This window comes from Trichocoleus sp. ST-U2 (genome assembly GCF_039961875.1).
Taxonomy (GTDB): domain Bacteria; phylum Cyanobacteriota; class Cyanobacteriia; order Cyanobacteriales; family FACHB-T130; genus FACHB-T130.
In genome coordinates this window covers 71,633-97,531 of record NZ_JAMPJY010000012.1, presented here as the reverse complement: position 1 = coordinate 97,531, position 25,899 = coordinate 71,633, and the positions used below count along the sequence as shown (strand labels likewise).

General features: G+C 47.5%; 22 protein-coding genes and 1 pseudogene. 11 read left to right on the top strand and 12 right to left on the bottom strand.

The features are described from left to right. Positions 1–103: 103 nt before the first annotated feature. From NC996_RS10780 to NC996_RS10765, 4 genes are all read left to right on the top strand, one after another. The gene (locus NC996_RS10780) at positions 104–844 is read left to right on the top strand and encodes a phycocyanobilin:ferredoxin oxidoreductase (RefSeq protein ID WP_190429440.1); all 741 of its coding nucleotides are present in this window, start codon (positions 104–106) and stop codon (positions 842–844) included. A 77-nt stretch (positions 845–921) separates the two neighbouring features. After that, positions 922–2,238: an ABC exporter membrane fusion protein gene (locus NC996_RS10775; RefSeq protein WP_190685077.1), complete on the top strand. Its 1,317-nt coding sequence runs from the start codon at positions 922–924 to the stop codon at positions 2,236–2,238. A gap of 65 nt (positions 2,239–2,303) precedes the next feature. After that, entirely contained in the window at positions 2,304–3,509 is a 1,206-nt protein-coding gene (gene devC / locus NC996_RS10770) for an ABC transporter permease DevC (protein WP_190434370.1), read from the top strand. A 51-nt stretch (positions 3,510–3,560) separates the two neighbouring features. Next, a complete protein-coding gene (locus NC996_RS10765) occupies positions 3,561–4,271 on the top strand; it encodes a DevA family ABC transporter ATP-binding protein (protein ID WP_190685075.1) in 711 nt (236 codons plus the stop codon). Positions 4,272–4,657: 386 nt separating this feature from the next. On the opposite strand, the gene NC996_RS10760 is transcribed toward NC996_RS10765, so the two are convergent. Then, complete coding sequence (locus NC996_RS10760; RefSeq protein ID WP_190685072.1) at positions 4,658–5,458, bottom strand: hypothetical protein; 801 nt, start codon at positions 5,456–5,458, stop codon at positions 4,658–4,660. 510 nt (positions 5,459–5,968) lie between these two features. Beyond that, complete coding sequence (locus NC996_RS10755; RefSeq protein ID WP_199303049.1) at positions 5,969–7,429, bottom strand: hypothetical protein; 1,461 nt, start codon at positions 7,427–7,429, stop codon at positions 5,969–5,971. A gap of 261 nt (positions 7,430–7,690) precedes the next feature. On the opposite strand from NC996_RS10755, the gene rdgB reads away from it, so the two are divergent. Further along, positions 7,691–8,272 carry an RdgB/HAM1 family non-canonical purine NTP pyrophosphatase gene (gene rdgB, locus NC996_RS10750; RefSeq protein ID WP_190685070.1) on the top strand — a complete coding sequence of 194 codons (582 nt, stop codon included), beginning with the start codon at positions 7,691–7,693 and terminating at the stop codon, positions 8,270–8,272. A 204-nt stretch (positions 8,273–8,476) separates the two neighbouring features. Here the strand turns inward: rdgB and NC996_RS10745 are convergent, their stop codons facing one another. The 3 genes from NC996_RS10745 to thiD all read right to left on the bottom strand — a co-directional run bounded on the left by NC996_RS10745 (position 8,477) and on the right by thiD (position 10,781). Then, positions 8,477–8,815: a P-II family nitrogen regulator gene (locus tag NC996_RS10745; protein ID WP_190412314.1), complete on the bottom strand. Its 339-nt coding sequence runs from the start codon at positions 8,813–8,815 to the stop codon at positions 8,477–8,479. Positions 8,816–9,170: 355 nt separating this feature from the next. Continuing rightward, positions 9,171–9,728: a hypothetical protein gene (locus NC996_RS10740; RefSeq protein ID WP_348259990.1), complete on the bottom strand. Its 558-nt coding sequence runs from the start codon at positions 9,726–9,728 to the stop codon at positions 9,171–9,173. Positions 9,729–9,953: 225 nt separating this feature from the next. Further along, positions 9,954–10,781 carry a bifunctional hydroxymethylpyrimidine kinase/phosphomethylpyrimidine kinase gene (gene thiD / locus NC996_RS10735; protein ID WP_190685067.1) on the bottom strand — a complete coding sequence of 276 codons (828 nt, stop codon included), beginning with the start codon at positions 10,779–10,781 and terminating at the stop codon, positions 9,954–9,956. A 289-nt stretch (positions 10,782–11,070) separates the two neighbouring features. Here thiD and NC996_RS10730 point away from each other — a divergent pair, with 289 nt between their 5' ends. Next, positions 11,071–11,274 (top strand): hypothetical protein, encoded by a 204-nt coding sequence (locus NC996_RS10730; protein WP_190685065.1) that lies wholly within the window; start codon positions 11,071–11,073, stop codon positions 11,272–11,274. A gap of 12 nt (positions 11,275–11,286) precedes the next feature. On the opposite strand, the gene ftsZ is transcribed toward NC996_RS10730, so the two are convergent. Then, complete coding sequence (gene ftsZ / locus NC996_RS10725) at positions 11,287–12,564, bottom strand: cell division protein FtsZ (protein ID WP_190678660.1); 1,278 nt, start codon at positions 12,562–12,564, stop codon at positions 11,287–11,289. Between the two features lie 260 nt (positions 12,565–12,824). Continuing rightward, positions 12,825–13,694, bottom strand: coding sequence for an FtsQ-type POTRA domain-containing protein (locus NC996_RS10720; RefSeq protein WP_190685062.1), 870 nt, complete (start codon positions 13,692–13,694; stop codon positions 12,825–12,827). A gap of 686 nt (positions 13,695–14,380) precedes the next feature. Here NC996_RS10720 and NC996_RS10715 point away from each other — a divergent pair. The 3 genes from NC996_RS10715 (at position 14,381) to murD (ending at position 19,780) form a co-directional block, all read left to right on the top strand. Then, positions 14,381–15,718 (top strand): P-loop NTPase fold protein, encoded by a 1,338-nt coding sequence (locus NC996_RS10715; protein WP_190685060.1) that lies wholly within the window; start codon positions 14,381–14,383, stop codon positions 15,716–15,718. 324 nt (positions 15,719–16,042) lie between these two features. Beyond that, positions 16,043–18,193, top strand: coding sequence for a glycine--tRNA ligase subunit beta (gene glyS, locus NC996_RS10710; RefSeq protein WP_190685057.1), 2,151 nt, complete (start codon positions 16,043–16,045; stop codon positions 18,191–18,193). A 213-nt stretch (positions 18,194–18,406) separates the two neighbouring features. Continuing rightward, positions 18,407–19,780, top strand: coding sequence for a UDP-N-acetylmuramoyl-L-alanine--D-glutamate ligase (murD, locus tag NC996_RS10705; RefSeq protein ID WP_190685054.1), 1,374 nt, complete (start codon positions 18,407–18,409; stop codon positions 19,778–19,780). Between the two features lie 54 nt (positions 19,781–19,834). Here the strand turns inward: murD and NC996_RS10700 are convergent. The 5 genes and pseudogenes from NC996_RS10700 to NC996_RS10680 all read right to left on the bottom strand — a co-directional run. Next, positions 19,835–20,089 (bottom strand): annotated as a pseudogene (locus tag NC996_RS10700) (DUF1830 domain-containing protein); the annotation flags it as partial. A gap of 115 nt (positions 20,090–20,204) precedes the next feature. Beyond that, positions 20,205–20,522: a hypothetical protein gene (locus NC996_RS10695; RefSeq protein ID WP_190412306.1), complete on the bottom strand. Its 318-nt coding sequence runs from the start codon at positions 20,520–20,522 to the stop codon at positions 20,205–20,207. Positions 20,523–20,913: 391 nt separating this feature from the next. After that, complete coding sequence (locus tag NC996_RS10690) at positions 20,914–21,276, bottom strand: winged helix-turn-helix domain-containing protein (protein ID WP_199302601.1); 363 nt, start codon at positions 21,274–21,276, stop codon at positions 20,914–20,916. Positions 21,277–21,741: 465 nt separating this feature from the next. After that, positions 21,742–22,425, bottom strand: a complete 684-nt coding sequence (locus NC996_RS10685) for a response regulator transcription factor (RefSeq protein ID WP_190434382.1) — start codon at positions 22,423–22,425, stop codon at positions 21,742–21,744. Positions 22,426–22,561: 136 nt separating this feature from the next. Further along, the gene (locus NC996_RS10680; RefSeq protein ID WP_190685048.1) at positions 22,562–23,629 is read right to left on the bottom strand and encodes a M28 family peptidase; all 1,068 of its coding nucleotides are present in this window, start codon (positions 23,627–23,629) and stop codon (positions 22,562–22,564) included. Positions 23,630–23,760: 131 nt separating this feature from the next. On the opposite strand from NC996_RS10680, the gene NC996_RS10675 reads away from it, so the two are divergent. Continuing rightward, on the top strand, positions 23,761–25,035 hold the full coding sequence (locus tag NC996_RS10675) for a sulfite exporter TauE/SafE family protein (protein WP_190685045.1): 1,275 nt from the start codon (positions 23,761–23,763) through the stop codon (positions 25,033–25,035). Between the two features lie 73 nt (positions 25,036–25,108). After that, positions 25,109–25,693: a hypothetical protein gene (locus NC996_RS10670; protein ID WP_190685166.1), complete on the top strand. Its 585-nt coding sequence runs from the start codon at positions 25,109–25,111 to the stop codon at positions 25,691–25,693. Positions 25,694–25,899 lie beyond the last annotated feature (206 nt).

Here is a 25,899-nt window from a genome sequence, read left to right as displayed (position 1 = left end):
GTTGTTATAACTCTGGGTTATCGCGGGTGGCAAGCTGATATCCTTAACCTACCTGCCTTTATTACTGGATTCTTGTACGCTAAAGAAAACAAATTTTAAAAAAATGCTCGAAACTTCTAAGCCTTCCCTACGCGAACAACAACACCCTCTGATTCGCAATTTAGCGGACACTATCGAGGCAGTTTGGCACCGCCATCTCGACCTTTCTCCCTACCACCTGCCAGAAGAGTTGGGGTATGTGGAAGGGCGATTAGAAGGTGAAAAGCTAACGATTGAAAATCGCTGCTACCAGTCGCCGCAGTTCCGCAAAATGCACCTGGAATTGGCAAAAGTCGGCACAATGCTGGATATTTTGCATTGCGTGATGTTTCCGCGTCCAGAATACGCGCTGCCAATGTTTGGCTGCGATTTAGTCGGGGGACGGGGACAGATTAGTGCCGCGATTGCAGATCTTTCTCCTACAAGCAGCGACCGCACCTTACCGGCAAACTATACCGCTGAACTTCAGGCGCTACCTGCCCTTCAATTTTCCCAACCGCGCGAACTACCCGCTTGGGGCGCAATCTTTTCAGAATTCTGCATCTTTATTCGACCCAGTAATCCAGAGGAAGAAACCCAGTTTCTCTCTCGCGTCGAGGCGTTTTTAGAAATTCATTGTGTTAATGCCAAAGCCGCCAAACCCGTTTCTGCCGAACAACAAGCTGAAATTTTGCAGGGTCAACGCAACTACTGCACCCAACAGCAGCAAAACGACAAAACCCGTCGAGTGCTAGAAAAAGCTTTTGGCGAGGAGTGGGCAGAACATTACATGACGACAGTTCTGTTTGACTTACCGAGTGCTTAATCTGCTAGTAAGATTCCCTCGCCAGATTGATGCCTACCTCTTAAGATTAATTAATAAAAATAATTTCCTTAAAGGCTATGGCACAGGAATCTGGCTCCAAGAATCAACCATTCGTAAAACCTGTAGGGCGGTGGGCGATCGCGGTTGTCGTGGCTGGTGCTTTAGCAACCAGCGGCGTTACCGTTTACAACCTCTATGCCTTGCGAGAGGCTGCTCAGCAGCCGGTGCCAGCAGTAGAGCCGAGTACGCCTCCTAAGCTTGCTGTGACTGCCTTGGGGCGTCTGGAACCGCAAGGGGAAGTGATCAAACTCTCTGCTCCTATGTCGGTTCAGGGCGCTGCTCGCGTGGATCAACTTTTGGTCGGTGAGGGAGATAAGGTCACAAAAGGTCAAGTGGTGGCAATTCTCGACAATCGCGATCGCTTACAAGCAGCTTTGGACAAGGCAAAACAACAAGTCAAAGTCGCCCAAGCCGATCTCAATAAAGTTAAGGCTGGAGCGCAAACCGGGGAAATTACCGCTCAGAAGGCAGCGATCGCTCGTACTCAAGAGGAGTTACGCGGGAGAATTGCCTCTCAACAGGCGACGGTAGCTCGCTTAGAAGCCGAACTGCAAGGGGAAAAAAATGCGTCTGTTGCCAAGATTGCCCGCCTGACTGCCCAGATGGATAATGCGAAAAAGGAGTTTGATCGCTATGAGCAGCTATATCAACAAGGTGCAGTTGGAGCTTCTCTCTTTGACACCAAGCGCTTAGAAGTAGAAACGGCACTTCGGCAACTCAACGAAACTCAAGCCACTGCTAACCAGAAAGTAGCCACCCTGGAACAGCAAATTAACGAAGCCAAAGCCACTGCTAAAGAGACAATCGCCACTCTAGAACAGCAAATCAACGAAGCGAAAGCAACGTTAGAAAAAATTGCGGAAATTCGTCCCGTCGATGTCCAAGCAGCGCAAGCCGAAATTGAGAACGCGATCGCATCCGTCAAACAAGCGCAAGCCGACTTGGAATCAGCCTATGTCCGCGTACCCGTTGCTGGTCAAGTTTTGAAAGTTCATACCCGTCCTGGAGAAACCATTGGTAATAATGGAATCGTCGAAATTGGGCAAACCGATTTGATGGTTGCTGTCGCAGAAATCTATGAAAGTGATATTGGAAAAGTGCGGCTAGGGCAGCAAGCGACGATTAACAGCGAGGGCAATGCTTTTGCCGATGAACTCAAAGGAACGGTCAATCAGATTGGCTTGCAAATTGGGAAAAAAGATATTTTAAATACCGATCCAGCCGCAGATGTAGATGCCAGAGTGGTGGAAGTAAAAATTCGCCTAAATGCAGAGTCCAGCCGCCGCGTTGCCGGTTTAACTAACTCTAAAGTCACCGTCAAAATTCATATTTAGCTATCTTTACTAATGGTTTTTGAACAATTAGCCATTAGCCCCTTGCCAACAAGTTTTGTAGAATCATGCCAAAAATTCCTCTAGCCTGGTTACAGCTTACCCGTGAAAAAATGCGGCTGCTGGTGGCACTTGCCGGTATTGGTTTTGCTGACATTTTGATGTTTGTGCAGTTAGGGTTTCGCGATGCCCTTTTTCAAAGCTCCGTAAGCTTGCATGAAAATATGCAGGGGGACGTTTTTTTGGTCAGTTCCCAGTCCACGGCTTTGATTGCCATGAAAAGTTTCCCACAGCGGCGACTGTATCAAGCTCTCAGCTTTGACGGAGTAGAATCGGTCAGTCCAGTATATCTTGGCTTTGGCTTGTGGAAAAATCCAGAAAATCGCCGCACTCGCCAATTGATGGTAATTGGATTTAATCCCGCAGCAGAAATTCTAAATTTACCCGAAGTTAAAAATAACCGAGATAAAATTAAACTTCCAGATGTTGTTTTATTTGATGAAGCGTCTCGTCCAGAATTTGGGGCAGTTGGTGATTGGTTTAAGCAGGGAAAAACTGTTGAAACAGAAGTAGAAAGCCGTCGCGTCAAAGTACAAGGCTTATTCACGCTAGGCGCATCATTTGGAGCCGATGGTAATCTGATAACGAGCGATTTGAACTTTTTTCGGATGTTCCCTAGACGACAGAGAGGATTGATTGATATTGGAGTGGTTAATTTAGAAGCCGGTGCGGATGTAAGTCAAGTTATTCAAAATATGAAGGAGTCCTTTAATTTAAAGAAGAATGATGCGAAATGCCAAGACTTAAAAAATATGGATAAAGATTGTACAGATGTACAAATTTTGTCCCATGAAGAATTTATTGAGTTTGAAAAGACATATTGGCAAACCAGTACATCAATTGGATTCATTTTTGGTTTAGGAACCTTAATGGGATTTGTTGTTGGTACAGTTATTGTCTACCAAATCCTATACACTGATGTTGCCGATCATCTAGCTGAATATGCTACGTTAAAAGCGATAGGCTATACGGATTTATACTTACTAATTGTTGTTTTTCAGGAAGCTTTAATTTTATCAGTTTTAGGTTATATTCCTGGCTTTTCGTTAGCGTCAGGGCTTTATATTTTTATAAAAGGCGGTACAAATTTACCGATTGCAATGACTGTTGTTCGAGCAACCGTAGTGTTGCTTTTAACTATTTTTATGTGCTTGATTTCAGGTGCGATCGCAGTCCGTAAGCTCCGAGCTGCCGACCCCGCTGATATTTTTTAAATGGTATTTTTTAACATAGCTAGTTGCTAATTTTAATGAAATTGAAAAATTATGCTGCAAGAACCGATTGTTGCAATTAAAAATCTCAATTATTACTTTGGCAAAGGTTCGCTCAGAAAACAGATTTTATTTGATATAAATCTGGAAATGCAGCCGGGAGAAATTACAATCATGACTGGGCCATCAGGGTCAGGAAAAACTACATTATTGACTTTAATGGGCAGTTTAAGGTCTCCTCAAGAAGGTAGCCTGAAAGTATTAGGACAAGAACTAATTGGAGCTTCTAAAAGCCAAATGGTGCAGGTACGGCGGCACATAGGCTATATTTTTCAAGCTCACAATTTGCTGAAGTGCCTAACAGCGCGACAGAATGTACAAATGTCGGTGGAACTGCATCGGGATATTCCGTCACAGGAAGCTGCAACCAGGTCAGCCGCGATGTTGGAAGCGGTGGGGTTAGGCGATCGCGTAAATTACTACCCGGAAAATCTTTCTGGGGGACAAAAACAACGGGTAGCGATCGCGCGTGCTTTAGTGAGTCATCCTAAATTAGTATTAGCTGACGAACCTACTGCTGCTTTAGATAGTAAGTCTGGACGCGATGTTGTCGAGCTGATGCAGCGATTGGCAAAGGAACAAGGATGTACGATTTTGATGGTAACTCACGACAATCGTATTTTAGATGTTGCTGACCGAATTATTCACATGGAAGATGGGCGTCTAGTCCGCGATACAATTATTTCCGAAAAAACGCCTGCTTAAGTCAGATTTCTGAGTGGAAAATCTGATTAAAGTGGGTTGATTTCTCTTGATACACTACATAGTTTTTGGCGAATGGCTCATTCTACAAAAGGCAATCTTTTCATTTGCCATCTACACTTCAAGAAAGCCTTTTGTTTAGAGCTGATTGTAACTAAGCTTATATCTTGCATCAAGCTCTCAGAATAGAATTCTGGGACGATTGCATTCCAAATCTAAAAGCGCGGACTAACCGAAAACAAGGGTTTTGTAACCTGCTCTCGGCAGGTTTCGTTTGCGTGCTTCCTATCGTTGTGCGGTTTCAACCGCTCGGAACAAGATGTCACTAAAGGATAACCAAGCAGAATCTACCCTGGTTGCTGATGGAAAAGAACCTTTTTCTCAACATCTTAGCGCTTCGTGCGAATAGTGACATTGCCACCTTCACTCAATTGTTCTAGCACCAATAAAGGTGTCGGTTTGGCTTTTTGATCCCATTGTAGTTTTGCAAGACGACCCTGAATGGTGGGTTGCCAAGTATCGTGGTCTTCCGCTGGACTGAGGAATGTTTCAATACAATCAATAATTTGGCTAATCGTAGCAGAAGTCGCTTGGGTAGGTAATTTCATTAACTTGATTTGAATGCGGAAAAGCACCCGCTTAGAGCGCTTCGTACCCTCTCCCGTCTCATAAATGACATCAAAAATCTCATCAACTTGGCGTCCTGCTGTACTGGCAATGCCCACCGATGCTTGTGATGCTTGAGTAGGACGCAGGGCGATAGTGATTAAGTCTTTTACTCTGACTTTGATTTGATTAACAATGGCAAAGTGAAATACCTCTTCATCCATTCGCATTCTGAGGTAATCCAGGTTGAATTCGCGTGAGTTAACCAAGTCAGGATTGCTTTCCATTCTATGAATAGAGTCAAGCGCCAACTTTAACTTTTTCTGGAGGTCTTTGACTTTAAAATCCTGGATCTTGGCTTTCTTTGCCATCTCATCCTTTTTAAGCTTGACAAATACTGCCCCAGCAATGAGAAGTAACAGCAGTCCTCCGGAAGTGTACATCCAGATGGGCGCAGGTTGAGCGTTGGCGGCTGCGGCTGCTGGTTGGGCGGTTTGAGTTTTTTTTGCAGGGGCTTTAGGTTGAGCCTTCTTGGCAGGGGTTTGAGCCAATCGCAAGTCTACAATAAGGAACGAAGTGGACATAGTCGCTAGCCTAAAAAAAATTCATGTCTATTTTCAGGATGCCCAAAAAAGCAGAAATTACAAAGTAAAAAGTATGAAAGATAAATAATCAAGTGTGAAATTCTGTCAAATCATTTTTCGGAAAGCGGCTTGACTCTTAGTTTAGACCCAAATCATACTTCATTAGACCTGGCTTTAAAGTGCTGTTAGCGCAACGGCGCGATCGCGCGGACTAGGCAAAACTACAGAGACTTTCATCGTCGGTTGTGAACTGCGCTCAGGGGAGCTTTTGCAAAAATACCAATTGGCAAGCCTCTCTAAAACTCTTGAAACCCTTGAAAAGTCGTAGCGATCGCTAAAGTACCTTCTTCAAGGATCGGTAGCCGGAGCTATTGAGCGATCGCCAAACAGCAATCCCTGTGTTATTCAGTTGCTTCACTGGCAAGATATCAGCCAATAGGGAAAGCAGCCCCAGTCTGGGGCTGCTTTCCCTATTGGCTAAGAATGAGAGTATCTAGATTCTGCCCGATCTTATCTTTGGGCGCTGCTGCCAAGCTGATTCCAGGTTTGGATCACCTTCTCTAAAGGTGCAGGCAAACTCCCTTGATTAATCTCGGTGTAGCGAACTGTACCCTTGCGGCTGCTAAGGGTGTAGGTGATGTGATCGGCAGCACCACTGGGTGCTGGGTAACTCAGGTTCTTAAATTGGGCAAATTGCTGCTGTTCTAGCAATTGCTGAAACTGTCGTACCTGTTGCACAGGAATGCGGAGAACGCTACGTTCGGAGTCATTAGCATCGCCGATGCGAACCCGCATCAAGCTTCCGTCATTGAGTAAAACAGTTTCGTAAGTTCTACCAGCAAAACCGCCACTGGCGATCGCTCGAAACACCACATTTTTATCTAAGGATGGTGGTAGTTCGCTAGTCGGGATTGGCATTGGCTTGAGGATGCCAGCATCGCTTAGTTTACTTGCTGCTTGATTGAACTTAATAATGGAACCATCGCTGTTGGTGTGATAAACCAACAGTTGTAGCTTGCTTTGTACAGTTACCTGCCACCCAGGTATTGCATTAGTAAGACAACTCTCGTTAATACCGCCCAAACCCAGACAGCTATCCCAATTGTACTGTTGAGCTTGAACGATGCTGAGTTCGGTAGTGGGGACTTTGAACTGTCTGGATGCTTCCCTTAAGACTGCATCTCGAACGGAATTCGGCAAACTCGCGAGTTGATCCACCTTCACGACAGAACCAGCTGCATTCGTGCGATAGACCAAGCGTTTTCCGCTTGCTTCTACCGTCACCTGCCACCCTTCTACTGTCGCTGGCGCACACAAAATATCAGGTGCGTAAATCCCTAGACACGCATCAGGCCAAGTCTTCTGTTCGGCCTGGACGACGCGAATCTGGTTTACCGGCAAACCCAGCTGCGTGGAGGCATCAGAAATCACAGCATTGGCAACAGATTTGGGGAAGTTTCCTGGGATGTTACTGCCAGGAGTATTCGACTTTTCTTGACGTAAAACTTGCCCTGTAGAATTGGTGCGATAGACCCAAGTTTTGTTATTGCTAGACACGACAACACGCCAACCGGGAACTAATGCTTGAGTACAAAATTCACCCGATTTCGGAAGTCCTAAACAGCCATCAGGCCAAGTTTCCTGGCTAAACTGAGTAATCTTGAGCTTTCCCGGAGCGATGCCAGTTTGACGCGACAAATCTTGACGAACAGCGTTAGCAATTCGAGGCGGTAAGCGATTAGCTTGTTTACGGTCAAGATTTTGCCCCACTTTCTGGTCTTTAACCTTAACCAGTCTGGTGATAGACTCAGAAAGTCCGGCTGGGGCAGCAAATGCGGTTTGTAACAGTGTCAGACCTGCGCCTAAAGACAGGACGCCAGTTAGAACTAAAACGGCAAAAATTCGCTCGGACTGGTGAACTGTTTCACCGGGGTTTACGGCTTTGGAGTGTTTTTTGAAAATCTGTCTCATAGAAACCTCAATAGAGTTGTTTTTGCAAGCGGAGAGCGTGTTAGGTGAGACGAGCGGCACTCCAACGCTCATCGAATGCATATAGCAGATAAAACGCTTGACGCTGCTATCGTGCGAGTTAGTTCCGCTGTTTCGTTCACCTGAATGGGTGATTTTTTACAAGTTTCAGATAGCGATCGCACGCAAAGAAGTTAACTTCTGCAAAAACAGGTTTCTATAATCGTGTAGGTGTGTATTTATTCCAGCAAGGGAGCGATCGCGATGACTGTGTTGGTAGTCGCTACGGGAAATCCAGGCAAGCTGCGAGAGATGCAGAAGTATTTAAGCGGATTTGGCTGGGAATTGACCCTGAAGCCAGAGGAACTGGAGATTGAGGAATCGGGTGACACCTTCATGGCTAACGCTTGTCTGAAGGCATCCCAGGTGGCAGAGGCGACTGGAGAGTGGGCGATCGCAGATGATTCTGGCTTGGAAGTAGACGCCTTAGAGGGCGCACCCGGTATTTATTCCGCTCGTTACGGCAAAACCGACCCCGATCGAATTGAACGCCTGTTGAATGAACTCGGCAACGAACTGAATCGGGAAGCCCAATTTGTGTGTGCGATCGCGATCGCTCGTCCCGATGGCGCGATCGCCCTGCAAGCCGAAGGAGTTTGCCGCGGCGAAATTCTCCACGCCCCTCGCGGTACGGGAGGATTCGGCTACGATCCAATTTTTTACGTTCCCAAAGAGCAAATGACCTTTGCGGAAATGACTCCTGAGTTGAAGCGCCAGTGGAGCCATCGCGGTCAAGCTTTTAAAATTCTCTTACCCCAGCTACAGACTTTAAAGACTGAGGGTTAAGTCCAGAAGTTAGAAGTCCAGTAACCAGAAATCAGAATTTTGCGATCGCCAAAAATTCTAATTTCTGATTTTTAATGACTCCTGACCTCTAACCTTGATGACTCAGTCCTCAGTCCTCAGTCCTCAGCCCTCAGTCCTCAGTCCTCAGCCCTCAGTCCTCAGCCCTCAGTCCTCAGTCCTCAGTCCTCAGTCCTCAGTCCTGACTTAGACAGCTTCCAGATTCTTTTCCCCCGTCCGAATTCTGATGACCTGCTCTACCGGGCTGACAAAAATCTTACCATCACCGATTTCACCCGTTCGGGCAGCGGCAATGATTTTCTCAATCACCATATCAACCTGGCTGTCTTCAACAACGATCTCTACTTTAAGTTTTTGCAGAAACTCAACCGTGTACTCGGAACCGCGATAACGTTCGGTTTGACCTTTCTGCCGTCCAAATCCTCGGACTTCAGAAACGGTCATTCCCACAATTCCCGCATTGACTAGCGCAATTTTAACTTCGTCGAGTTTAAAAGGCCGGATAATCGCTTCAACTTTTTTCAAGCTTCTAACTCCTCAGTTCGTTCTGGATTTGATCTGTACAATCAATTTGTACAACCAAAGGTACTCGTAAAGCGGCGGCTATGTTTTATCACTGCTCAAACAAAGATTTTTGTATTATATGATACATATTGCTCTTCACTCCCACCAGAGGCATCCATTATGCCAACCCTAACTAAGGGGTTTCTCTGGATATCGCTGACTCGTTACCTTGACAGCGTTTGACTTGACAGTACAGTGAAGATGCGCGGGTTTGGAAATATTTTCCCCATTTGTATCAAAGCGGTTGTTCCAGGCAGATGCACCCGGTTCTTCCGACTCCTAGCAGAGTTAATCTTTCAGCCGTCAACCAGCAAGCTCAACGACTATTATTCAAAAGCGGACGCACAATCAAAAAGCCAGTGCCAAACGCTGTCGCCACAATCAAAAAGATGACGATGATTAACCACCAGCCACTCACATCTGCGGAACGCTCTGGCTGAGTTGGGCGACGATACCGACCTTCTTCTTGTTCGATTACCAAGCTTTCTGAAAAATCAGGTAGTGGTGCTGGTTCAGCTTTGGGAGGGGGAGGAGGTAGAACTTCCACTGGCGGAGCGATCGCAGCCGAACGAGGAGGACGAGGAGGCTGCGGAGGACGCCGCTTAGGTGTTGCGTTTGATCCAGTCCGAATTTCCGGTTCAATGGGGGGAGGGGGAACTTCAACTCGGCTCCCGGAGGGGAACGAAGTGACTACCTGTTGTGCGTGCAAAGCTGACTGAACAACTTTTTCGATTTCTTGGCGCAGCTGTTGATTTTCTTTGGCTAACTGCTGATTTTGGGAATTCAGCGAGTCCAGCATCGCTTGCGCTGTTTGTAACTCTGCTGAGAGTTCTTTGTAAACCGAAATTGGCACTGAGGGACGGTAGGTATTCATTGGGCTTTGGGGAGTCTGCTCAGAAATATAAGCATTTTGCATTGGCGAGCGGGTCGAGGGATTAGACATCATGGATTTAGTTTAAGTTTGGTAAGGCAACAATAATGGAAAGTGAGGCGACTCTGACAGCCATTTTTTAACAAATTTGCTATTTAATCAACTAGGAATGTGCCCCAATCGATCTTTACGGTGTCATTGCTATAACCTTTGTATTCTCCGATTGTTTTAATTCTCCGATTGTAGGAGGGGAAAAAAGTGTCCCACTGGCCCTTGACCCTGACCAATGGCTAAAGCGTATTTTAGAGCAGTGGTGACATAATCTTTGGCTTTTTGAACCGCAGACCACCGATCTTTGCCCAAGGCTAGATTAGCCGCGATCGCGCTACTGAGCGTACACCCCGTGCCATGAGTGTTTGTTGTCTCTACAGTAGCGGTTTTCAAGGTTTCCAGATGGTGCCCATCAAACCAGATATCGATGCCGCGTAGATTCCCCTCCATTCCGCCTCCTTTCACTAATACAGCCGCACCACCTCCCAAATGATAAATCCGTTGGGCAGCAGAGTGCATATCATCCAAGGTATGAATCGGCAATCCGCTCAGTAATTGAGCTTCGTAGCGGTTGGGGGTCACAATCGCTGCTTTGGGGATTAAGACATCCCGCAACGTTGCCACAGCGTCATTGTCAATCAGTTGGGCACCCGTGCGCGATACCATGACGGGATCGACGACTAATTTGTCCAGTTTGAAAGCTTCCACAGCTTGCGCTACAGCCGCAATAATCTCCCCATTCAGCAACATCCCCGTTTTCGCTGCTTGGACGCCAATATCCGTCACCACAGCCTCAATCTGGGCGACAATTGCTGCTGTCGGTAAAGCATCCACCCGCGTGACTCCCAGCGTATTCTGCGCTGTCACGCAAGTAATAGCACTGGTGCCGTGAACGCAGTGAAAGGCAAATGTCCGTAAATCGGCCTGAATGCCAGCACCGCCGCCGCTATCAGAACCGGCAATTGTGAGAGCAACAGGTACGCTTGAAGGGTTTTTAACGGTCATAGGAATGAGGAATGGGTAATTAGTTAATACCCGCAAATTAAGGACTACTAACAATTACTTTTACTCTAAATTTTCATGAAACCAATCCCAATCTAAATTGAGTTGAATGATTAGATTTTACAAATCGCTGCAAATCGGGTGCTGCTCAATTTACAATTTGCCGATTTGTCGGCAAATTATTGCAATGCTGCCCTTGAGAAGCGAGTAGAACTGAGTTATGTGCCTAAAGACCTAATTAGAGGAAATATACGATGAGCCGCACTGATTTCCAGTTTAGGAGGGGAAATTCGTGCGGCGTGAGAGCATGGATGTAGCGATCGCTCCTGTAATCAGTCAAGTCTTCCCACTTTTGGGACAGGTAATCATTGAATTCGGAACTTCTACCGAATTCAATCGGCTTCGTGGAAGTTTAGAAGAATTTCGCACCCTGCTAACTAAGGCTGGATTGCCCACGCATCAATTAAAAATTAAAAAGGAAGTGTTCCATTTTTAATTTTTAATTCTTCTAGCGTTGCGGACGCCGTCTTTGGAGAAATTCCGGAATATCCAATCCTCCACCTTGTTGAGGTTTAGGCTCAAACGTGGGGGTAGAAGGCGGAACGGGTGACGGTGCAATGGGTCGCTGTGGCTGTCTAGAAGTGCGTGCCTCCCTCGCCGCCGGTGTAGACTGAGTTTCCCCGCTAAATCCAGTCGCAATGACGGTAATTCTTACCTCACCTTGCATCCGGTCATCAATCACTGCCCCGAAAATGATATTCGCATTCGGATCGACCACTTCATAGATTGTTTCGGCTGCGGCATTCACTTCGTGCAGCGTCAGGTCGCTACCGCCGGTAATGTTAAAGACCACCCCTCTGGCTCCTTCAATCGAAGACTCTAGCAAAGGTGAGGAAATTGCGGCGACGGCGGCTTCTCTGGCTCTCGATTTCCCAGAACCCACACCAATCCCCATCATTGCCGATCCCGCATCTGCCATCACGGCTCGGACATCAGCAAAGTCCACATTGACCAGTCCGGGAATCGTAATAATATCCGATATCCCTTGCACACCTTGACGCAGGATATCATCGGCGACGCGAAAGGCATCTTGAACGGGCATGGTTTCTGGAATCACTGCCAGCAGCTTATCGTTAGGGATGACGATGAGCGTATCTACCCGACCCTGCAAAGCGGCAATGCCTTCATCTGCCTGAGAAGTGCGACGGCGTCCCTCAAAGGTGAAAGGACGAGTGACAACACCCACCGTTAAGGCTCCCATTTCTTTGGCAACTTCTGCCACAATCGGGGCTGCACCCGTACCCGTACCGCCTCCCATCCCAGCGGTAATAAATACGAGATCGGTATTTTCTAAGGCATGAGCGATCTCGTCGCGCGATTCTTCCGCTGCCTTTTGACCAATGGCAGGATTACCTCCAGCACCTAAACCTCGCGTTAACTTCTGTCCCATTTGCAAGCGTTTAGCAGCCGAGGAGTGAGACAGCGATTGAGCATCAGTATTGATTGACCAAAACTCTACGCCACTGACATCACTGGCAATCATGCGGTTCACCGCATTGCCCCCACCCCCACCAACACCAATGACTTTAATTTTGGCGACGCTACCTAGCACGATGTTGTCACTCCTAGATTCTTCCCTGGGTGTTCCGTTAGCATCGTGATTATGGCCTAAATGTAACACGGTGTTATTAAAAGGATTCGCGCCGTCCACTGCGGGTGAACGACCTGCGTTCCCTGAGGGATTTGAGTTTTGGTGGGCAAGCCCTGGTTTACTATTGAGCGTCATTGCAATAGAAAGGGTCAATAAACAACTTTTTAGTTTAGGTAGCGATATGAGTCAACTATAGGGTAAGTTGACCCTTAAAACCAATGAGAGTCATAGTGCATTGACGTTCTTGAAGAGGTCTAGAGTCAACTGTCTGAAGGCTGATCCTACTAAAAGGTGAAGGATATTCGTAAAGTAGATGCGCTCTTGGCAGGATGAAGAATGAATTTAGCTCACAAGACGCCTTCTGTCTAAAGCCAGAACTCGCGTTCCCTCCAAGCTTATAAGGTTTTGGTTTTTTTGGGAGGGTTGCCTTTTTTCATTTGAATTGCTGGGGAATCGGGGTTTTTGAGGTCAATATAGGCAATTTCGCTGGTTGAAAAATGTGCTGGCAAATCTCGCATTCGATCGAGGACGGTGAGCTGATAGGCAAACCGAGAAGTGTAAGCACCACAATGTACCCATCCTTGCTCGGTTTTCAGAATTAAATTGGCTGGGTTTTGCCAATCAATTTCAAATACTTTGACCGGACTGCGGCTAACGGCTTGGTAAAGTGCCGACCAGTAGGGGCGATATTCATCCCGATAGCCAATGATTTTTAAGGTCGGCAAGGGAATGGTGCGCTCTAGTTCGGTGTAGCTTTCTAAGGGCATCCAGACGCCTTGTTCGTCCAACAATCCCAATACCGGCTGCGATCGCGTTTTGCTATTTGAGGAGGTTTGGCTGGAAGCAGGAGTCTGCCGCGTGCGCGTGCGGAGGGCGATCGCGACTGGCTGTCGTTCCGTAACTTGTACGGTGAGTCCTGGCGGCAACATTTGCCGGGTAACAGTAGCTTCCTTGATGGCAGGTTGTAATTCCAACTTATCGGCGATGATTTGCGGCTGTAGCCGCAGCAAATACTGAGGGTAAGATAGAGGCAGCAGCGACCGAATCGCTTGGATTGAAAGCGTTTTATTGCCCTCAATCGCAATTTGATCGGGTTTGCGGATTACCCAAGCGGGTAAAGTTGTCACCCAAACTAAACTGCCTGCTAAACCGGCGACGAAGATCGCTCGCCACATCGCTTGAAAAGATTTTATCCGTCGTTGGCGACGTAGTTTTTGACGCCGTTGGCTCAATTCGGTTTGTGATACTGATGCGATGCTTGTCATCCTAACTTCTCAATCGGGAGTTTGTGGTGCTTGAGGTAGACTGCACTCAACACAGCTTGATGGTGGTTCGCCGTAAGTTTAGGCGCGTCCTTCTTTAACTTAAACAGAGCGCTTGGGAGTTCCGACTATCCCCTCCTGACGGGGCTATCGCCCTATGCTCGCCAATCCGCTGACCGGGGGGAAAGTCACGATCGGTTCGCTCGGCAATTTCATCTAACAGGACGTTAACAGAATCTCTTTCTCTTTTCAGTACGGCTCATCAGGAACTGTAGCGGGAAATTCTAACGTCTAAATATTAACGTGACCGGGTCATTATGAACTCTGTTTAGACTACGGAAAAAGAATTTAAAATCGGGGATCGCTCTTCGCCGCCAAAATCTGGGCTTTTTCCATCGCTTTTTGGCTCACTCGGCACGATTCGGCGAGGCAATCATCGCAATTCGACCTGAATCAAAGCGCATCTGAGAACCAAGCTGAGAGCGATCGCGTTATAGCCGCAAAGTAGCCGGTGGTTAGACGACTCAGGGCGAAGCATTCCTCTCAAATCCCCTCAACTCTACCAGGATGTATCTATCTCAGTGCAAGAGGGGTGCGCCCCTCCAGTCCGACTAGGGTCGCTTTAACGGAAGCTGTCTAGCAGTACAAAAATCAGTACAGGGATTGATCTGCATACTCAAGAGGTCGGCATGAAATTGGATTTGGAGAGATTCTATAAGGCTTGTAACCCTGCGAAGACGCTCATCTTCTCTAGGGCGGAAGATCGTCCCTACTATATCGATTTCTCAGCGGTGCGAGGTGGCAAAATTATTGAGGCGGTGGGGCGAACCATTGCCCGGATTTCACCCGACGATCCCACCAGTCAACTATTTACCGGACACATCGGCTGTGGGAAGTCTACAGAGCTATTTCGCTTGAAAGCCGAGTTAGAACGGCAGCAATTTCATGTGGTTTATTTCGAGTCCAGTCAAGAATTAGACATGGCGAATATCGATATCAGCGATATTTTGCTGGCGATCGCGCGTCAAGTCAGTGAAAGCCTGGAAGAAATTCAGATTCGGCTCAAACCGAGTTACTTTTCCAATCTCTTCAACGAGATCAAAGACATCTTGCAGACTCCGATTGATGTCTCCGCTGAAGCCCAATTGTCTGTGGGGATTGGCAAAATTACCGCCAAAACTAAAGATAGCCCTAAGCTGCGGGATCAGTTGCGGCAGTACCTAGAACCCCGCACCGAAGGCTTTTTAAAAGCGATCAATGAAGAAATCCTGAAACGGGCGAACGAAGAACTGAAGCGACGCGGTCAAAAAGGCTTGGTGGTGATTATCGATAACCTGGATCGGGTCGATCCTCGACCGATGCCTTCGGGAGGCACCCTGCCAGAATACCTGTTTATTGACCGGGGCGCACAGTTACGCCGCTTGAGTTGCCATGTCGTTTACACGATCCCCTTGTCCTTAATTTTTTCCAACGATTACGAAGCTTTGAAGAATCGTTTGGGGGGTGGGGTTGCTCCCAAAGTGTTGCCAATGGTGCCAGTGCGGAACCGCGATGGTCGGGATTGCGAGACAGGAATGACGTTGCTGCGAAAGATGGTGATGGTACGAGCCTTCCCAGAAGCGAACGAACAGCAGCACCTAGAGCTATTGACCAAGGTTTTTGATGCTTCTGAAACGCTGGATCGGTTGTGCCGGGTCAGTGGCGGTCATGTGCGGAACTTACTGGGATTGCTTTACAGCTGTCTTCAGCAAGAAGATCCCCCCTTCTCCCGTGCTTGTTTGGAGAATGTGATTAAAGAATACCGTGATGATTTGGCGCTGGCGATTGATGAAGAGGAGTGGGACTTATTGTTTCGGGTGGTGCAGCAGCAAAATGTGAAGGGAGATAAAGAATATCAGACGCTGCTCAGAAGTATGTTTGTCTTTGAATATCGGGATGAGAATGGGCGCTGGTTTGGGCTGAATCCGGCTTTGATGGAGACGCCAAAATTTAAGTCTTTAGTGGCTCTTCACCCCTTAGAAGCGTGATGTATCTTGGATTGGGTCAGGATCGCGCTCCGATTGTTTTGCGTAGGGGCATGGCAGGGGCATTGCAATGCCACGCCCCTACAGAACGTGAATGCGTGAATGAGTGTAAGTTGATTTGATCCACGTTCCCGCTCGGAGAGATTGACTTAAATCTGGGTACGGAGGAGGCGATCGCTTCCTCAACCTGATTACCAGTAGGGGCACGGTATTGCTGTGCCTCTACTCGACATCGTTTTAGATGCAGCCTGTCTGGATTCCCAGCGCGGTAAACTGTTTAAACTAGCTGGTAACGTTCAGCCCCCGAAGAATTAAAGATAGTGCGCTATGAGTTCATTTTTATTGGAAGTCGGTACAGAAGAATTACCTGCAAGCTTTGTGAATGATGCGATCGCGCAATGGCGATCGCGCATTCCTGCCAGTCTTACCGAAAATAGCTTGGCGCACGAGGCGATTGAAGTTTATGCCACACCCAGACGCCTCGCGGTGCTGATTAAAGGATTGCCCACTCAGCAACCGGATCGAGAAGAAGAAGTCAAAGGGCCACCCGCACAGGCGGCGTTTAAAGATGGGCAACCAACAAAAGCAGCAGAAGGGTTTGCGCGAAAGCTCGGTGTAGAACTCAACGCTTTAGAAATTCGCCCCACCGATAAAGGTGATTTTGTTTTTGTCCGCCAAACTATCCCCGGACGCCCAACTGCTGAAATTCTGACCCAGTTGGTTTCCCAGTGGATTTTTGGATTAGAAGGCAAGCGGTTGATGCGCTGGGGGGATGGGGACATCAAGTTTCCGCGACCGATTGAGTGGTTGGTGGCTTTATTAAATGATGCCGTACTGCCGATAGAGTTAGTCAATGGTTCCGAGACGATTAAGAGCGATCGCATTACCCGCGCTCATCGGGTTTTGCATCCCGAATCTGTGACGATTTCTCAGGCAGATGATTATGTCGATTCTCTGCGTTCTGCTTCGGTGGAAGTGAATCCAGAATCGCGTCAAACCAAAATTCAAGAGCAAGTCCAGGCTGCGGCTCAAAAGATGGATGGATACACCGAAATCTATCCAGATTTGCTGCAAGAAGTCACTCATTTAGTAGAGTTTCCCACAGCAGTTGTCGGAAAATTTGATTCTGAATTTTTGAGCCTCCCAACTGAAGTGATTACTACGGTAATGGTCACTCACCAACGTTATTTTCCAATTTTTAAAGCTGAAAAGTCTAAAGAATTACTTCCCTATTTCATCACAATTTCTAATGGCGACCCGGCGAAGTCGGACATTATCGCTGAAGGAAATGCACGGGTGATTCGGGCACGATTAGCGGATGGTCAGTATTTTTATAAATCTGACTTGTCCCAATCTTTAGAAAACTATTTACCCCAACTGGAAAAAGTAACCTTTCAAGAATCTTTAGGGTCAGTTCGGGAAAAAGTGGAACGGTTGGTTAAAATTGCTGGTCACATTAACGAGCAACTGCAATTAGGAGTGGATGAAAGGAACAATATCGAACGAGCTATCTTGTTATGTAAAGCGGATCTCGTGACCCAAATGGTGGGAGAATTCCCGGAATTGCAAGGCATTATGGGACAGAAATATGCCTTAGCAAGTGGCGAACCGGAGGCTGTAGCAACCGCAATTATTGAGCATTATTTGCCGCGAGGTGCAGGGGATTCTTTACCCCAAACGATAACAGGGCAAGTTGTTGCTTTAGCGGATAGGTTGGATACTTTGGTCAGTATCTTCGGGTTGGGAATGCTACCTACAGGTTCTTCCGATCCCTTTGCTTTACGTCGTGCGGCGAATGCAGTGATTAATATCACTTGGGCAGCAGATTTACCAATTAATTTGCATCAATTGCTGCAAAAAATTGTTGCTGATTTTGTGGCTAAATATCCGAAGACAAAATCGGAGGAATTAGTGCGGCAATTGCAGGAATTTTTCTTGCAACGCATTCGCAATCTCCTCCAAGATGAGCGCAATACTGATTATGACTTGGTGAATGCAGTTCTGGGAGAAAACGATCCGGAGTATACAGAACGAGCGTTAAAAGATTTATTGGATGTACGCGATCGCGCTTTATTCCTCCAGACAATTCGCAATAATGGCAAGCTGAATGAAATCTACGAAACTGTCAACCGTTCGACTCGTTTAGCAGCCCAAGGCGATTTAGATAAAGCTCAGTTACAACCAGAGACGGTGGTGAGTCCAGAACTATTCCAGAAAGCATCAGAGCAAGCTTTTTATGATGCTTTAGTGCAGATAGTTCCGCAAACTCAAGCATCTCAAGAACAGCGAAATTACCAGCTATTAGTGGATGGTTTGGCGCAGATTGCTCCGACTGTTAGCACTTTCTTTGATGGTGCTGAAAGTGTTTTGGTGATGGATGCCGATCCCAATATCAAGCGTAATCGGTTGAATATTCTGGGTTTGCTCCGGAATCATGCCCGCGTGTTAGCTGATTTTGGGGCGATTGTGAAGAGTTAGTCGGAAGTTAATGGGTTTGATTTTAGGGAGTAAGCAGAAATTAGGAAGAAAAAAACCGCGAAGGCGCACTAGCGGAGCCATGCGCGTTAGCGCTATAGGGCGCGAAGGAAGAATCAGGAAGGAGGCTATTGGTGGGAAATGAGTTTTTAAATACCGTTATCGCGGTATGATACAGGATTGCTAAACCAGGGACTTTGCACTGCCATTGAGTTTATGCCCATCGCTCATATTATCGGTCTGGGAAAATCGGGAATTGCCGCTGCACGGTTGTTAAAACGGGAAGGTTGGGCGGTGACGATTAGCGATCGCAACTCTTCCGAAAATCTCCGCCAAGAACAACAGCAGCTTGCCAACGAGGGCATTGACGTGAAGTTGGGCTATTCCTTGGAACTTAACGGTTCCGATTTACCCCAGCTGATTGTCGTCAGTCCCGGCGTTCCTTGGGATGCACCGATATTAATAGAAGCGAGGAAGCTGGGGATCGAGACAATTGGAGAAATAGAACTCGCGTGGCGATATCTCCAATCTTGTCCTTGGGTAGGTATTACTGGTACTAACGGCAAAACCACCACTACAGCTTTAGTGGCTGCGATTTTTCAAGCGGCTGGTTTCCATGCTCCCGCCTGCGGCAATATCGGCTATGCTGCTGGGGAACTAGCGTTGGCGGAAAAGCCTCCAGATTGGGTAATTGCAGAACTCAGCAGCTATCAAATCGAGTCCTCTGCTACAGTTGCTCCGAAAATCGGGGTTTGGACAACCTTTACACCCGATCACCTCAGCCGTCATAAAACCCTAGAAAACTACTACAACATTAAGGCACATCTACTGAGTCAGTCTCAGCAGCAAGTATTGAACGGAGACGATCCCGAACTGCGAAAGACTGCACGCGATCGCTTTCCCAATGCTTACTGGACAAGTGTGAATAAAGCCGATTTGATTGGGGAGAAAGGTTTCTACATCGAAGACGGTTGGGTTGTAGAGACGCAAATGGAATCTCCACAAGCTGAAAAACAAGGTGAAAAAATCGTGCAAGCATCGGCGTTGCGGATGGTGGGAGAACACAATCTGCAAAATCTCCTGATGGCGGTAGCGACGGCGAGACTGGCAGGAATTGAGAAAGAGGCGATCCAAGAAGCGATCGCAAACTTCCCCGGCGTTCCCCATCGCCTGGAACACATCTGCACGCTGGCGGGGATTGACTTTATCAACGACAGCAAAGCCACCAACTACGACGCCGCCCAAGTCGGATTAGCTTCCGTTAACAGTCCCGCGATTTTAATTGCTGGTGGTGAAGCCAAAGCGGGTGATGACACCAGTTGGCTAGAGACGATTCAAACCAAAGCCGCCGCCGTATTACTCATCGGTAACGCCGCCCCTGTTTTTTCCCAGCGACTACAAGACGTTGGCTATTCCAGTTACGAAATTGTACAAACAATGGAGAAGGCTGTCTCTAGAGCGGCTGAATTAGCTCAAGCTCATGGCGCTAAAGTTGTTTTACTTTCTCCAGCCTGTGCCAGTTTCGATCAATACCAAAATTTTGAGCAACGCGGCGACCATTTCCGCCAACTTTGCCTTGAGTTATTGTAGCAATTAGAACTGTAGTATTTAGAACTGTAGCCATTAGACGAGTTCAGCTGCCAATTCTTGAATATATAGCTGATTGCAAGAGATTGTATCCGCTAGACTTGCATCGAATATCATACCCGTATGAATTTCTAGCTGAGCATCCGGTAACGCTTCAAAGAAAAAACGTTCTTTTGGAAAAACAATCCGCTCAAAGTACCAATTTGGGATATTCGCAATCCGAGCGATCTGAATTTGGCTGGTGGAATTGATATAACAGCAGAGAATTCTATCAGACGAATTTGGAGGAAGAGAATCAAGTATCTGAGTCATAACTATCCTACTTCTGTAAGGCTGATGATGAATGAATCTGGCTTTGCCGAAAACTCATACCAATTCGGTTGCTAATTTATAAAGCAGGGAATCGGTAATTTGTAATGTCTTTTCTTTACAGGATAGGGGTAATGCGAAAAGGCTGTCGGGTAAAATCCTGCCTTAACTGGGTGCTTATCCCATCAAGATTAAACTGAGCAACAGTCATTTTGTTATACTCATCTTGCATAAATTCATGCAGCATCCAAAACCATCTATCTCGATAGGGGGTTCCTTCAGTAAATCTTGAAGCAAGTTTGTAAGCATCTCTCATGGATACCAAGAACCCGTATTTATCGATGTCTTCTTCTTTTATACAATTTTTCTGCCAATAGACTGTAAGAGCATTCAGAGTTGCTTCATCAAGTAAATAAATTTCTTCTTTTTGACTCATTTTGTATTGTTCAACAGAATCTGTTGCCCTGAATAAACTGCTGTGAAAAATATCTTAATATTAACCAATTAGATAAATGAAGAAGCAGTATCGCAGATGATTTTTTGAGATCGTTCGCTCAATGTTGGTTGTTTAAGCTTCTTCCCATCTAACGGTCTATGTGAAACCCTGGTTTAGCTTTGACAAGAGTGATTAAATTTGGCATTTCCTGGTAACAATAGCTACAAAACCAGTAAACTTTCCCCAAAGCAGCATGGCGGACTAAGGGCTGGGAACAGCAAGGGCAAGAAGGCATTTTTCTTTTCTATTCAAACGCTTTATCTAAAAGTTAACGCCTAAAAGTGAAGAAGTCGGGAAGAAGGAAAGTTAGATTTTGTCAGCGTAACCATGCTTAAGGTCGGGGCGGGCTGTTTTGGAGACGATAACCTACGCCATAAACGGTTTCAATTAAATCAGCGGGTGCGCCCACTGCTTGCAGTTTCCGCCGTAAATGCTTAATGTGAGCCTTGATGGTCTCTTCATGAGGCATTTCTTCAGGCTGCCAAAGGCGTTGGAGAATCTCATCTCGCTTTAATATGCAGCTACCCTTTTTCAAGAACAGTTCTAGTAAGCAACACTCTTTTGCAGTTAAATTCAGAGGTTGACCGGCATAGGTAGCTTCATGGGTAGCTGGATTGAAGTGTAAGTCTCCCCACTTCAACACCGACTGCAAAGCCGAACCCTCTGAGTCCATTACCGTTTTGGCAGAAGCCAATAGCCTTATCAGTTTTTCTCGCTCTTTTCTTAGTTTTCTTAGGCTATTTCGCTGAGTGATTAGGAGCTTTTGTTGCTCAGTTAGTGCTTTTTGTCGCTTTTCATGGTTATTTTGACATGTAATCAAGTTTTTTTGGCTCCTTATCCTCGCTTGTTGTTGTCTTTCACTGGCTTCTGATTGATTAAGAGAGTTATCTGTATCGCTACTATGTGTGAAATTCATTTGTTTTAGGTGTAAACAAAAACGACACTAGCAGAGTAAAAGTTGCATTACAGCTAGAAGATTTATGGCTGTATGGCTGTAACGAACTTCGATTTTTTTAACTTATCTACGATCTATGACATTAGTGCCAACTATGACGTTAGTGCCAAAAAGTGAAAATCTGAGGTCAGGGTAAGATTCAATCGATAGTTTGGGGGACTTCCCTTCCGATGAAGCGATCGCCCTCGTTTCACTGAACGCTACTTAAACCTGAGACTCTTGTTTCAAGCGATAGCCCAAACCATAAACAGTTTCAATCAAATCACTCGGGGCACCAATCGCTTGCAATTTCTGCCGTAAACGCTTGATGTGGGTCTTGATTGTTTCTTCTTGCGGGATTTCTTCAGTGGGCCAAAGGCGGTCGAGAATCGCACTCCGACTCCACACCCGGCGACCATTTCGCACGAACAGCTCGATTAAGCGATACTCTTTTGCCGTCAATTCCAGAGGATGACCGCCATAGGTGACTTCACAGGTAATCGTGTTACAGCACAAGCCTTCCCAGTTAAGGATGGGTGGTACCGTCAAACTACCCCGACGCAGTAAAGCACGGATGCGAGCAAGTAACTCTTGCTTGTCAAAAGGGTAAACAACATAATCATCTGCGCCTGCATCTAATACCATTACCTTCTGAGCAGCGCTATCCTGAGTCGCCACGATGAGGACAGGGGTGCGATCGCCCATGCACCGCAATTGTCGGCAAAAGTCGATACCGTTCAAGTTCGGCAAGCACAAATTCAAGATAATCAAGTCGTAGGGAAAGGTTTGCGATTGCTCCCATCCGGCTTGACCATCAGGGGAAAAATCAACTACATAATTTTGGTCAACGAGCGCTTGGTTCAGGGTTTTAGCAAGGTATTGCTCATCTTCCACTAGCAGAATTCTCATAGGAGCTTCACTGAAAAAGTGAAAAACTAGGGAAAAGTTGGGTGTTTCCCTAGAGTATCACCGAGAAGCTGATTAAAGCATTGCTCTTTAGCATAGGATATAAAAAACGTCAACTATTTTTGGGCAATGCCAGCCGTTATTGCCCGAAATTGCTGCCAGCAGATGGTGAGGAGGTGGATGGCTCCGATTCCAGGCGATCGCTCTCCAAAAGCCGAGCGATCGCGTTCGCAACGAGCTGGGCGGCTCCTTGGAAGAAGGGTCGATCTAAATTGGTCGGCGTATCGCTGGGCTGATGATAGTGGGGAGTCCGCAGATTCGCTGTATCGGTCAACAGCACTGCACCCACTCCCCGATACCAGAACGGCGCATGATCGCTACGCAACACATCGGGGGTCATGAGACCTTTTAAAGGCACGGGTACGGTGAGAACCAGGGGTAAACCGGGTTGAGCGGACTTTTTAAAAGCGTCTAGCAGTGGCAAGTGTTCGGTGTCGCCGACGACCGCTAGAAAGTCGCCTTTATCGCTGGGTGGAGTGATGGGCAAACCAGGGGGAAGTTTCTGGCAGCCTTGGGTGTAGCAAGCATAGCCCACCATATCCATGACGATGACGCCGCGCAGGTTATCTAAATTTGTCTGCTTTGCGGCAAAGGCAAGACTGCCCCGCAGTCCCAATTCCTCTTGGTCAAAGAATGCCAATTGTAGCGTCCGGGGAGTGGGGAGAGAACCGAAAAGACGAGCCATTTCCAGAATTACGGCAACGCCACTGCCATTGTCATCTGCACCAGGAGAACCGGAAACGGTGTCGTAATGAGCTGCGATGAGAACGGTTCCGGCTTTCTTATCGGTGCCTTTGCGAGTCGCAACAACGTTGACGCCGCCCTCGAAAGGTTGTAGTTTGGGCGACCAGCCCGATTTTTTGAGGGATTGGGTGAGGTATTTGCGAGTGCGATCGCGTTCTGTCTGGGTGTAGCGCTGAAAGTTTAATGCGTTGACGTGCGCCATCAGCCGCTTTGGGTCTACATTCGGAACATTGACGGGTTTCTCAGACGCCACTGCTATGTCGAAATGCTGGACTGGAGGTGCTGGAGTGCTTTCTACCCGGCTTTCAATGACTGGTTGCGATCGCTGCTGGAAGAATTCATGGCTGCTGACGGCGACTGCGATCGCGACCAGTGCTAACACCGAGACTATCCATTTCCTCATTTTTCTACCTAAAATTACCGTTTGTTTATCGCCGCCCCCCGTCCAGACCTAGAATAACGACTGAGGGAGTTGGGTCTATTCCAGCTTTCGACCGAACAAGCCGCTGGAGAGGTTCCTAAGAAACAAACATAATGTTGGATTTGTTGCTAGTCATGGCTCTGGGATTTTTGGGGAGTTTTGGTCACTGTGTAGGAATGTGTGGCCCTCTCACCGTAGCGTTTTCCCTGTCCCATCAGCAAAATACCGCTCCCCGCTGGCAGCAGCAACTGTACTTTCACGGGCTATTAAATTTGGGGCGGATTGTTAGTTATACCCTCACGGGTGTTGGACTTGGGGCGCTGGGTTCTCTATTAATTGCCGGAGGACAATTCGCTGGAATCGGAAGTGACTTGCGCCGCGCGATCGCTATTTTGACCGGACTGATGCTGATCTGGTTTGGCTTGGCACAGATTAAACCAGATTTCCTGCCTCGGCTCCCGATTTTACATCCCCTCAAGCAAGGCATCTGGCACAATCGTCTGAACGCCGCAATGGTCAAGTTGTCGCTGAAATCGAGCCAGCCGCCCGGAGGGGTATCTACAAGCGATCGCCAAAATCGTCCCTCCTTAACACCGGCTTTATTGGGGCTGGTTTGGGGCTTAATTCCCTGCGGATTCTTGTATGCGGCTCAACTCAAAGCAGCGGAAACGGGCAGTCTCTGGATGGGAGCCGCAACTATGCTCGCTTTTGGGCTGGGAACGCTACCGATGATGCTGGGCGTCGGAGTGTCGGCATCTAAATTAAGTGCTGACAAACGCAGCCAGTTGTTTCGGTTGGGCGGTTGGGTAACGCTGACGATTGGTATCCTCACCCTGATGCGAACCGGCGACACAATGGTAGATTACACGGGACACGCGGCGTTACTTTGTTTGATGCTGGCGCTGATTGCCCGTCCGGTTAGCCGCTTCTGGTCGCAATTCTTACATTACCGCCGTGCCTTGGGAGTGGGAGCTTATGTGCTGTCCCTTGCCCACACTTTTCACATGGTAGAGCATACGCTGAACAGGAATTTCAACGCAGTGTTTTTTATGTTGCCAGTGCATCAATGGGGGATGGGTGCGGGAGCGATCGCTTTGGCGTTGATGACTCCAGCCGCGCTTACCAGTTTTGACCGGATACAGAAATCTTTGGGTAAACGCTGGCGACGGATTCATCTGCTGAGCATTCCAGCGTTTCTCCTGTGTGTAATTCATGCGGTGCTAATCGGTTCCCATTATCTCGGTACTTTAGGGGGGACTTGGGCGAATCAGCTGCGGGTAGTCTTACTGGGAATGGTGGCGTTGGCTGTATTGCTGGTGCGAGTTCGCTGGATTTGGTCACTTTTTTCACTTGAAAAATTATATGTCCCTCCTTCCCAGTCTCGGTAAAAGCTCTTTACAAATTGACCAACCGTATCTTCATCAGAAGGGTTGGGGGAATCGCGGATATTTGTTGCAGACAATGGGTGAAACGGTGTTCTTCCTGACACTACTGGTTACACCCGCGACTGCCCATAAGGTACAGATTGCAGAAGATGTCGGCGGTACCCTGCACATTGAACCCAATGACAACCCCAAAGCTGGAGAACCTTCTCTTACCTGGTTTGCACTTACTCGCAAAGGCGGTCAAGTCATCCCCTTACAGCAGTGTAATTGCCAGTTAACCGTCTACTCTGAACCCCGCACCCTAAATGCCTCGCCCATCTTGTCACCCCCGCTAAAAGCCATTTCCGCAGAAGGATATCAAGGCATTCCGGGTGCCGAGATTGTTTTCCCCAAGCCGGGGACTTATCAGGTGCAACTCAGTGGCACACCTGCATCGGGAGCGAATTTCCAGCCGTTTGAGCTAAAATTTCCCGTCACCGTAGCAGCCGGGACGGCGGTGCCAAAAGCCAGTCAATCTAGCCAGCCATCTAGCCAGGAGCCAGTTCCCGCCAATCGCTCGGCTTCCGCTAGCGCGAACAACTTCGTATCCGCTAGCGCGATCGCTTTATTTGTCATTCTCGGACTGGGAATCGCTTGGCTTGTCTGGCTGCGAAGAAAGTAAAGATGCTGGGAGACATTGCGCCGTGCAATTTTCTTGAATGAAAATCCCACCAGATGCTTCTAAAGCAAGTTAGAAGCATCCGGTGGGACTGAAGATTGACTCTCTTAGTGCATACACTTGGAACCTCACCCCCAACCCCTCTCCGTGAACGGAGAGGGGAGAATATTGAACCCCTCCCCGTTTACGGGGAGGGGCTGGGGTGGGGT

Bases quoted from the DNA above. Each gene is read 5' to 3' on its own strand.
- NC996_RS10780 (WP_190429440.1), top strand. From the start codon at position 104: ATGCTCGAAACTTCTAAGCCTTCCCTACGCGAACAACAACACCCTCTG.
- NC996_RS10775 (WP_190685077.1), top strand. From the start codon at position 922: ATGGCACAGGAATCTGGCTCCAAGAATCAACCATTCGTAAAACCTGTA.
- devC (WP_190434370.1), top strand. From the start codon at position 2,304: ATGCCAAAAATTCCTCTAGCCTGGTTACAGCTTACCCGTGAAAAAATG.
- NC996_RS10765 (WP_190685075.1), top strand. From the start codon at position 3,561: ATGCTGCAAGAACCGATTGTTGCAATTAAAAATCTCAATTATTACTTT.
- NC996_RS10760 (WP_190685072.1), bottom strand. From the start codon at position 5,458: ATGTCCACTTCGTTCCTTATTGTAGACTTGCGATTGGCTCAAACCCCT.
- NC996_RS10755 (WP_199303049.1), bottom strand. From the start codon at position 7,429: ATGAGACAGATTTTCAAAAAACACTCCAAAGCCGTAAACCCCGGTGAA.
- rdgB (WP_190685070.1), top strand. From the start codon at position 7,691: ATGACTGTGTTGGTAGTCGCTACGGGAAATCCAGGCAAGCTGCGAGAG.
- NC996_RS10740 (WP_348259990.1), bottom strand. From the start codon at position 9,728: ATGAATACCTACCGTCCCTCAGTGCCAATTTCGGTTTACAAAGAACTC.
- thiD (WP_190685067.1), bottom strand. From the start codon at position 10,781: ATGACCGTTAAAAACCCTTCAAGCGTACCTGTTGCTCTCACAATTGCC.
- ftsZ (WP_190678660.1), bottom strand. From the start codon at position 12,564: ATGACGCTCAATAGTAAACCAGGGCTTGCCCACCAAAACTCAAATCCC.
- NC996_RS10720 (WP_190685062.1), bottom strand. From the start codon at position 13,694: ATGACAAGCATCGCATCAGTATCACAAACCGAATTGAGCCAACGGCGT.
- NC996_RS10715 (WP_190685060.1), top strand. From the start codon at position 14,381: ATGAAATTGGATTTGGAGAGATTCTATAAGGCTTGTAACCCTGCGAAG.
- glyS (WP_190685057.1), top strand. From the start codon at position 16,043: ATGAGTTCATTTTTATTGGAAGTCGGTACAGAAGAATTACCTGCAAGC.
- murD (WP_190685054.1), top strand. From the start codon at position 18,407: ATGCCCATCGCTCATATTATCGGTCTGGGAAAATCGGGAATTGCCGCT.
- NC996_RS10695 (WP_190412306.1), bottom strand. From the start codon at position 20,522: ATGAGTCAAAAAGAAGAAATTTATTTACTTGATGAAGCAACTCTGAAT.
- NC996_RS10685 (WP_190434382.1), bottom strand. From the start codon at position 22,425: ATGAGAATTCTGCTAGTGGAAGATGAGCAATACCTTGCTAAAACCCTG.
- NC996_RS10680 (WP_190685048.1), bottom strand. From the start codon at position 23,629: ATGAGGAAATGGATAGTCTCGGTGTTAGCACTGGTCGCGATCGCAGTC.
- NC996_RS10675 (WP_190685045.1), top strand. From the start codon at position 23,761: ATGTTGGATTTGTTGCTAGTCATGGCTCTGGGATTTTTGGGGAGTTTT.
- NC996_RS10670 (WP_190685166.1), top strand. From the start codon at position 25,109: ATGGGTGAAACGGTGTTCTTCCTGACACTACTGGTTACACCCGCGACT.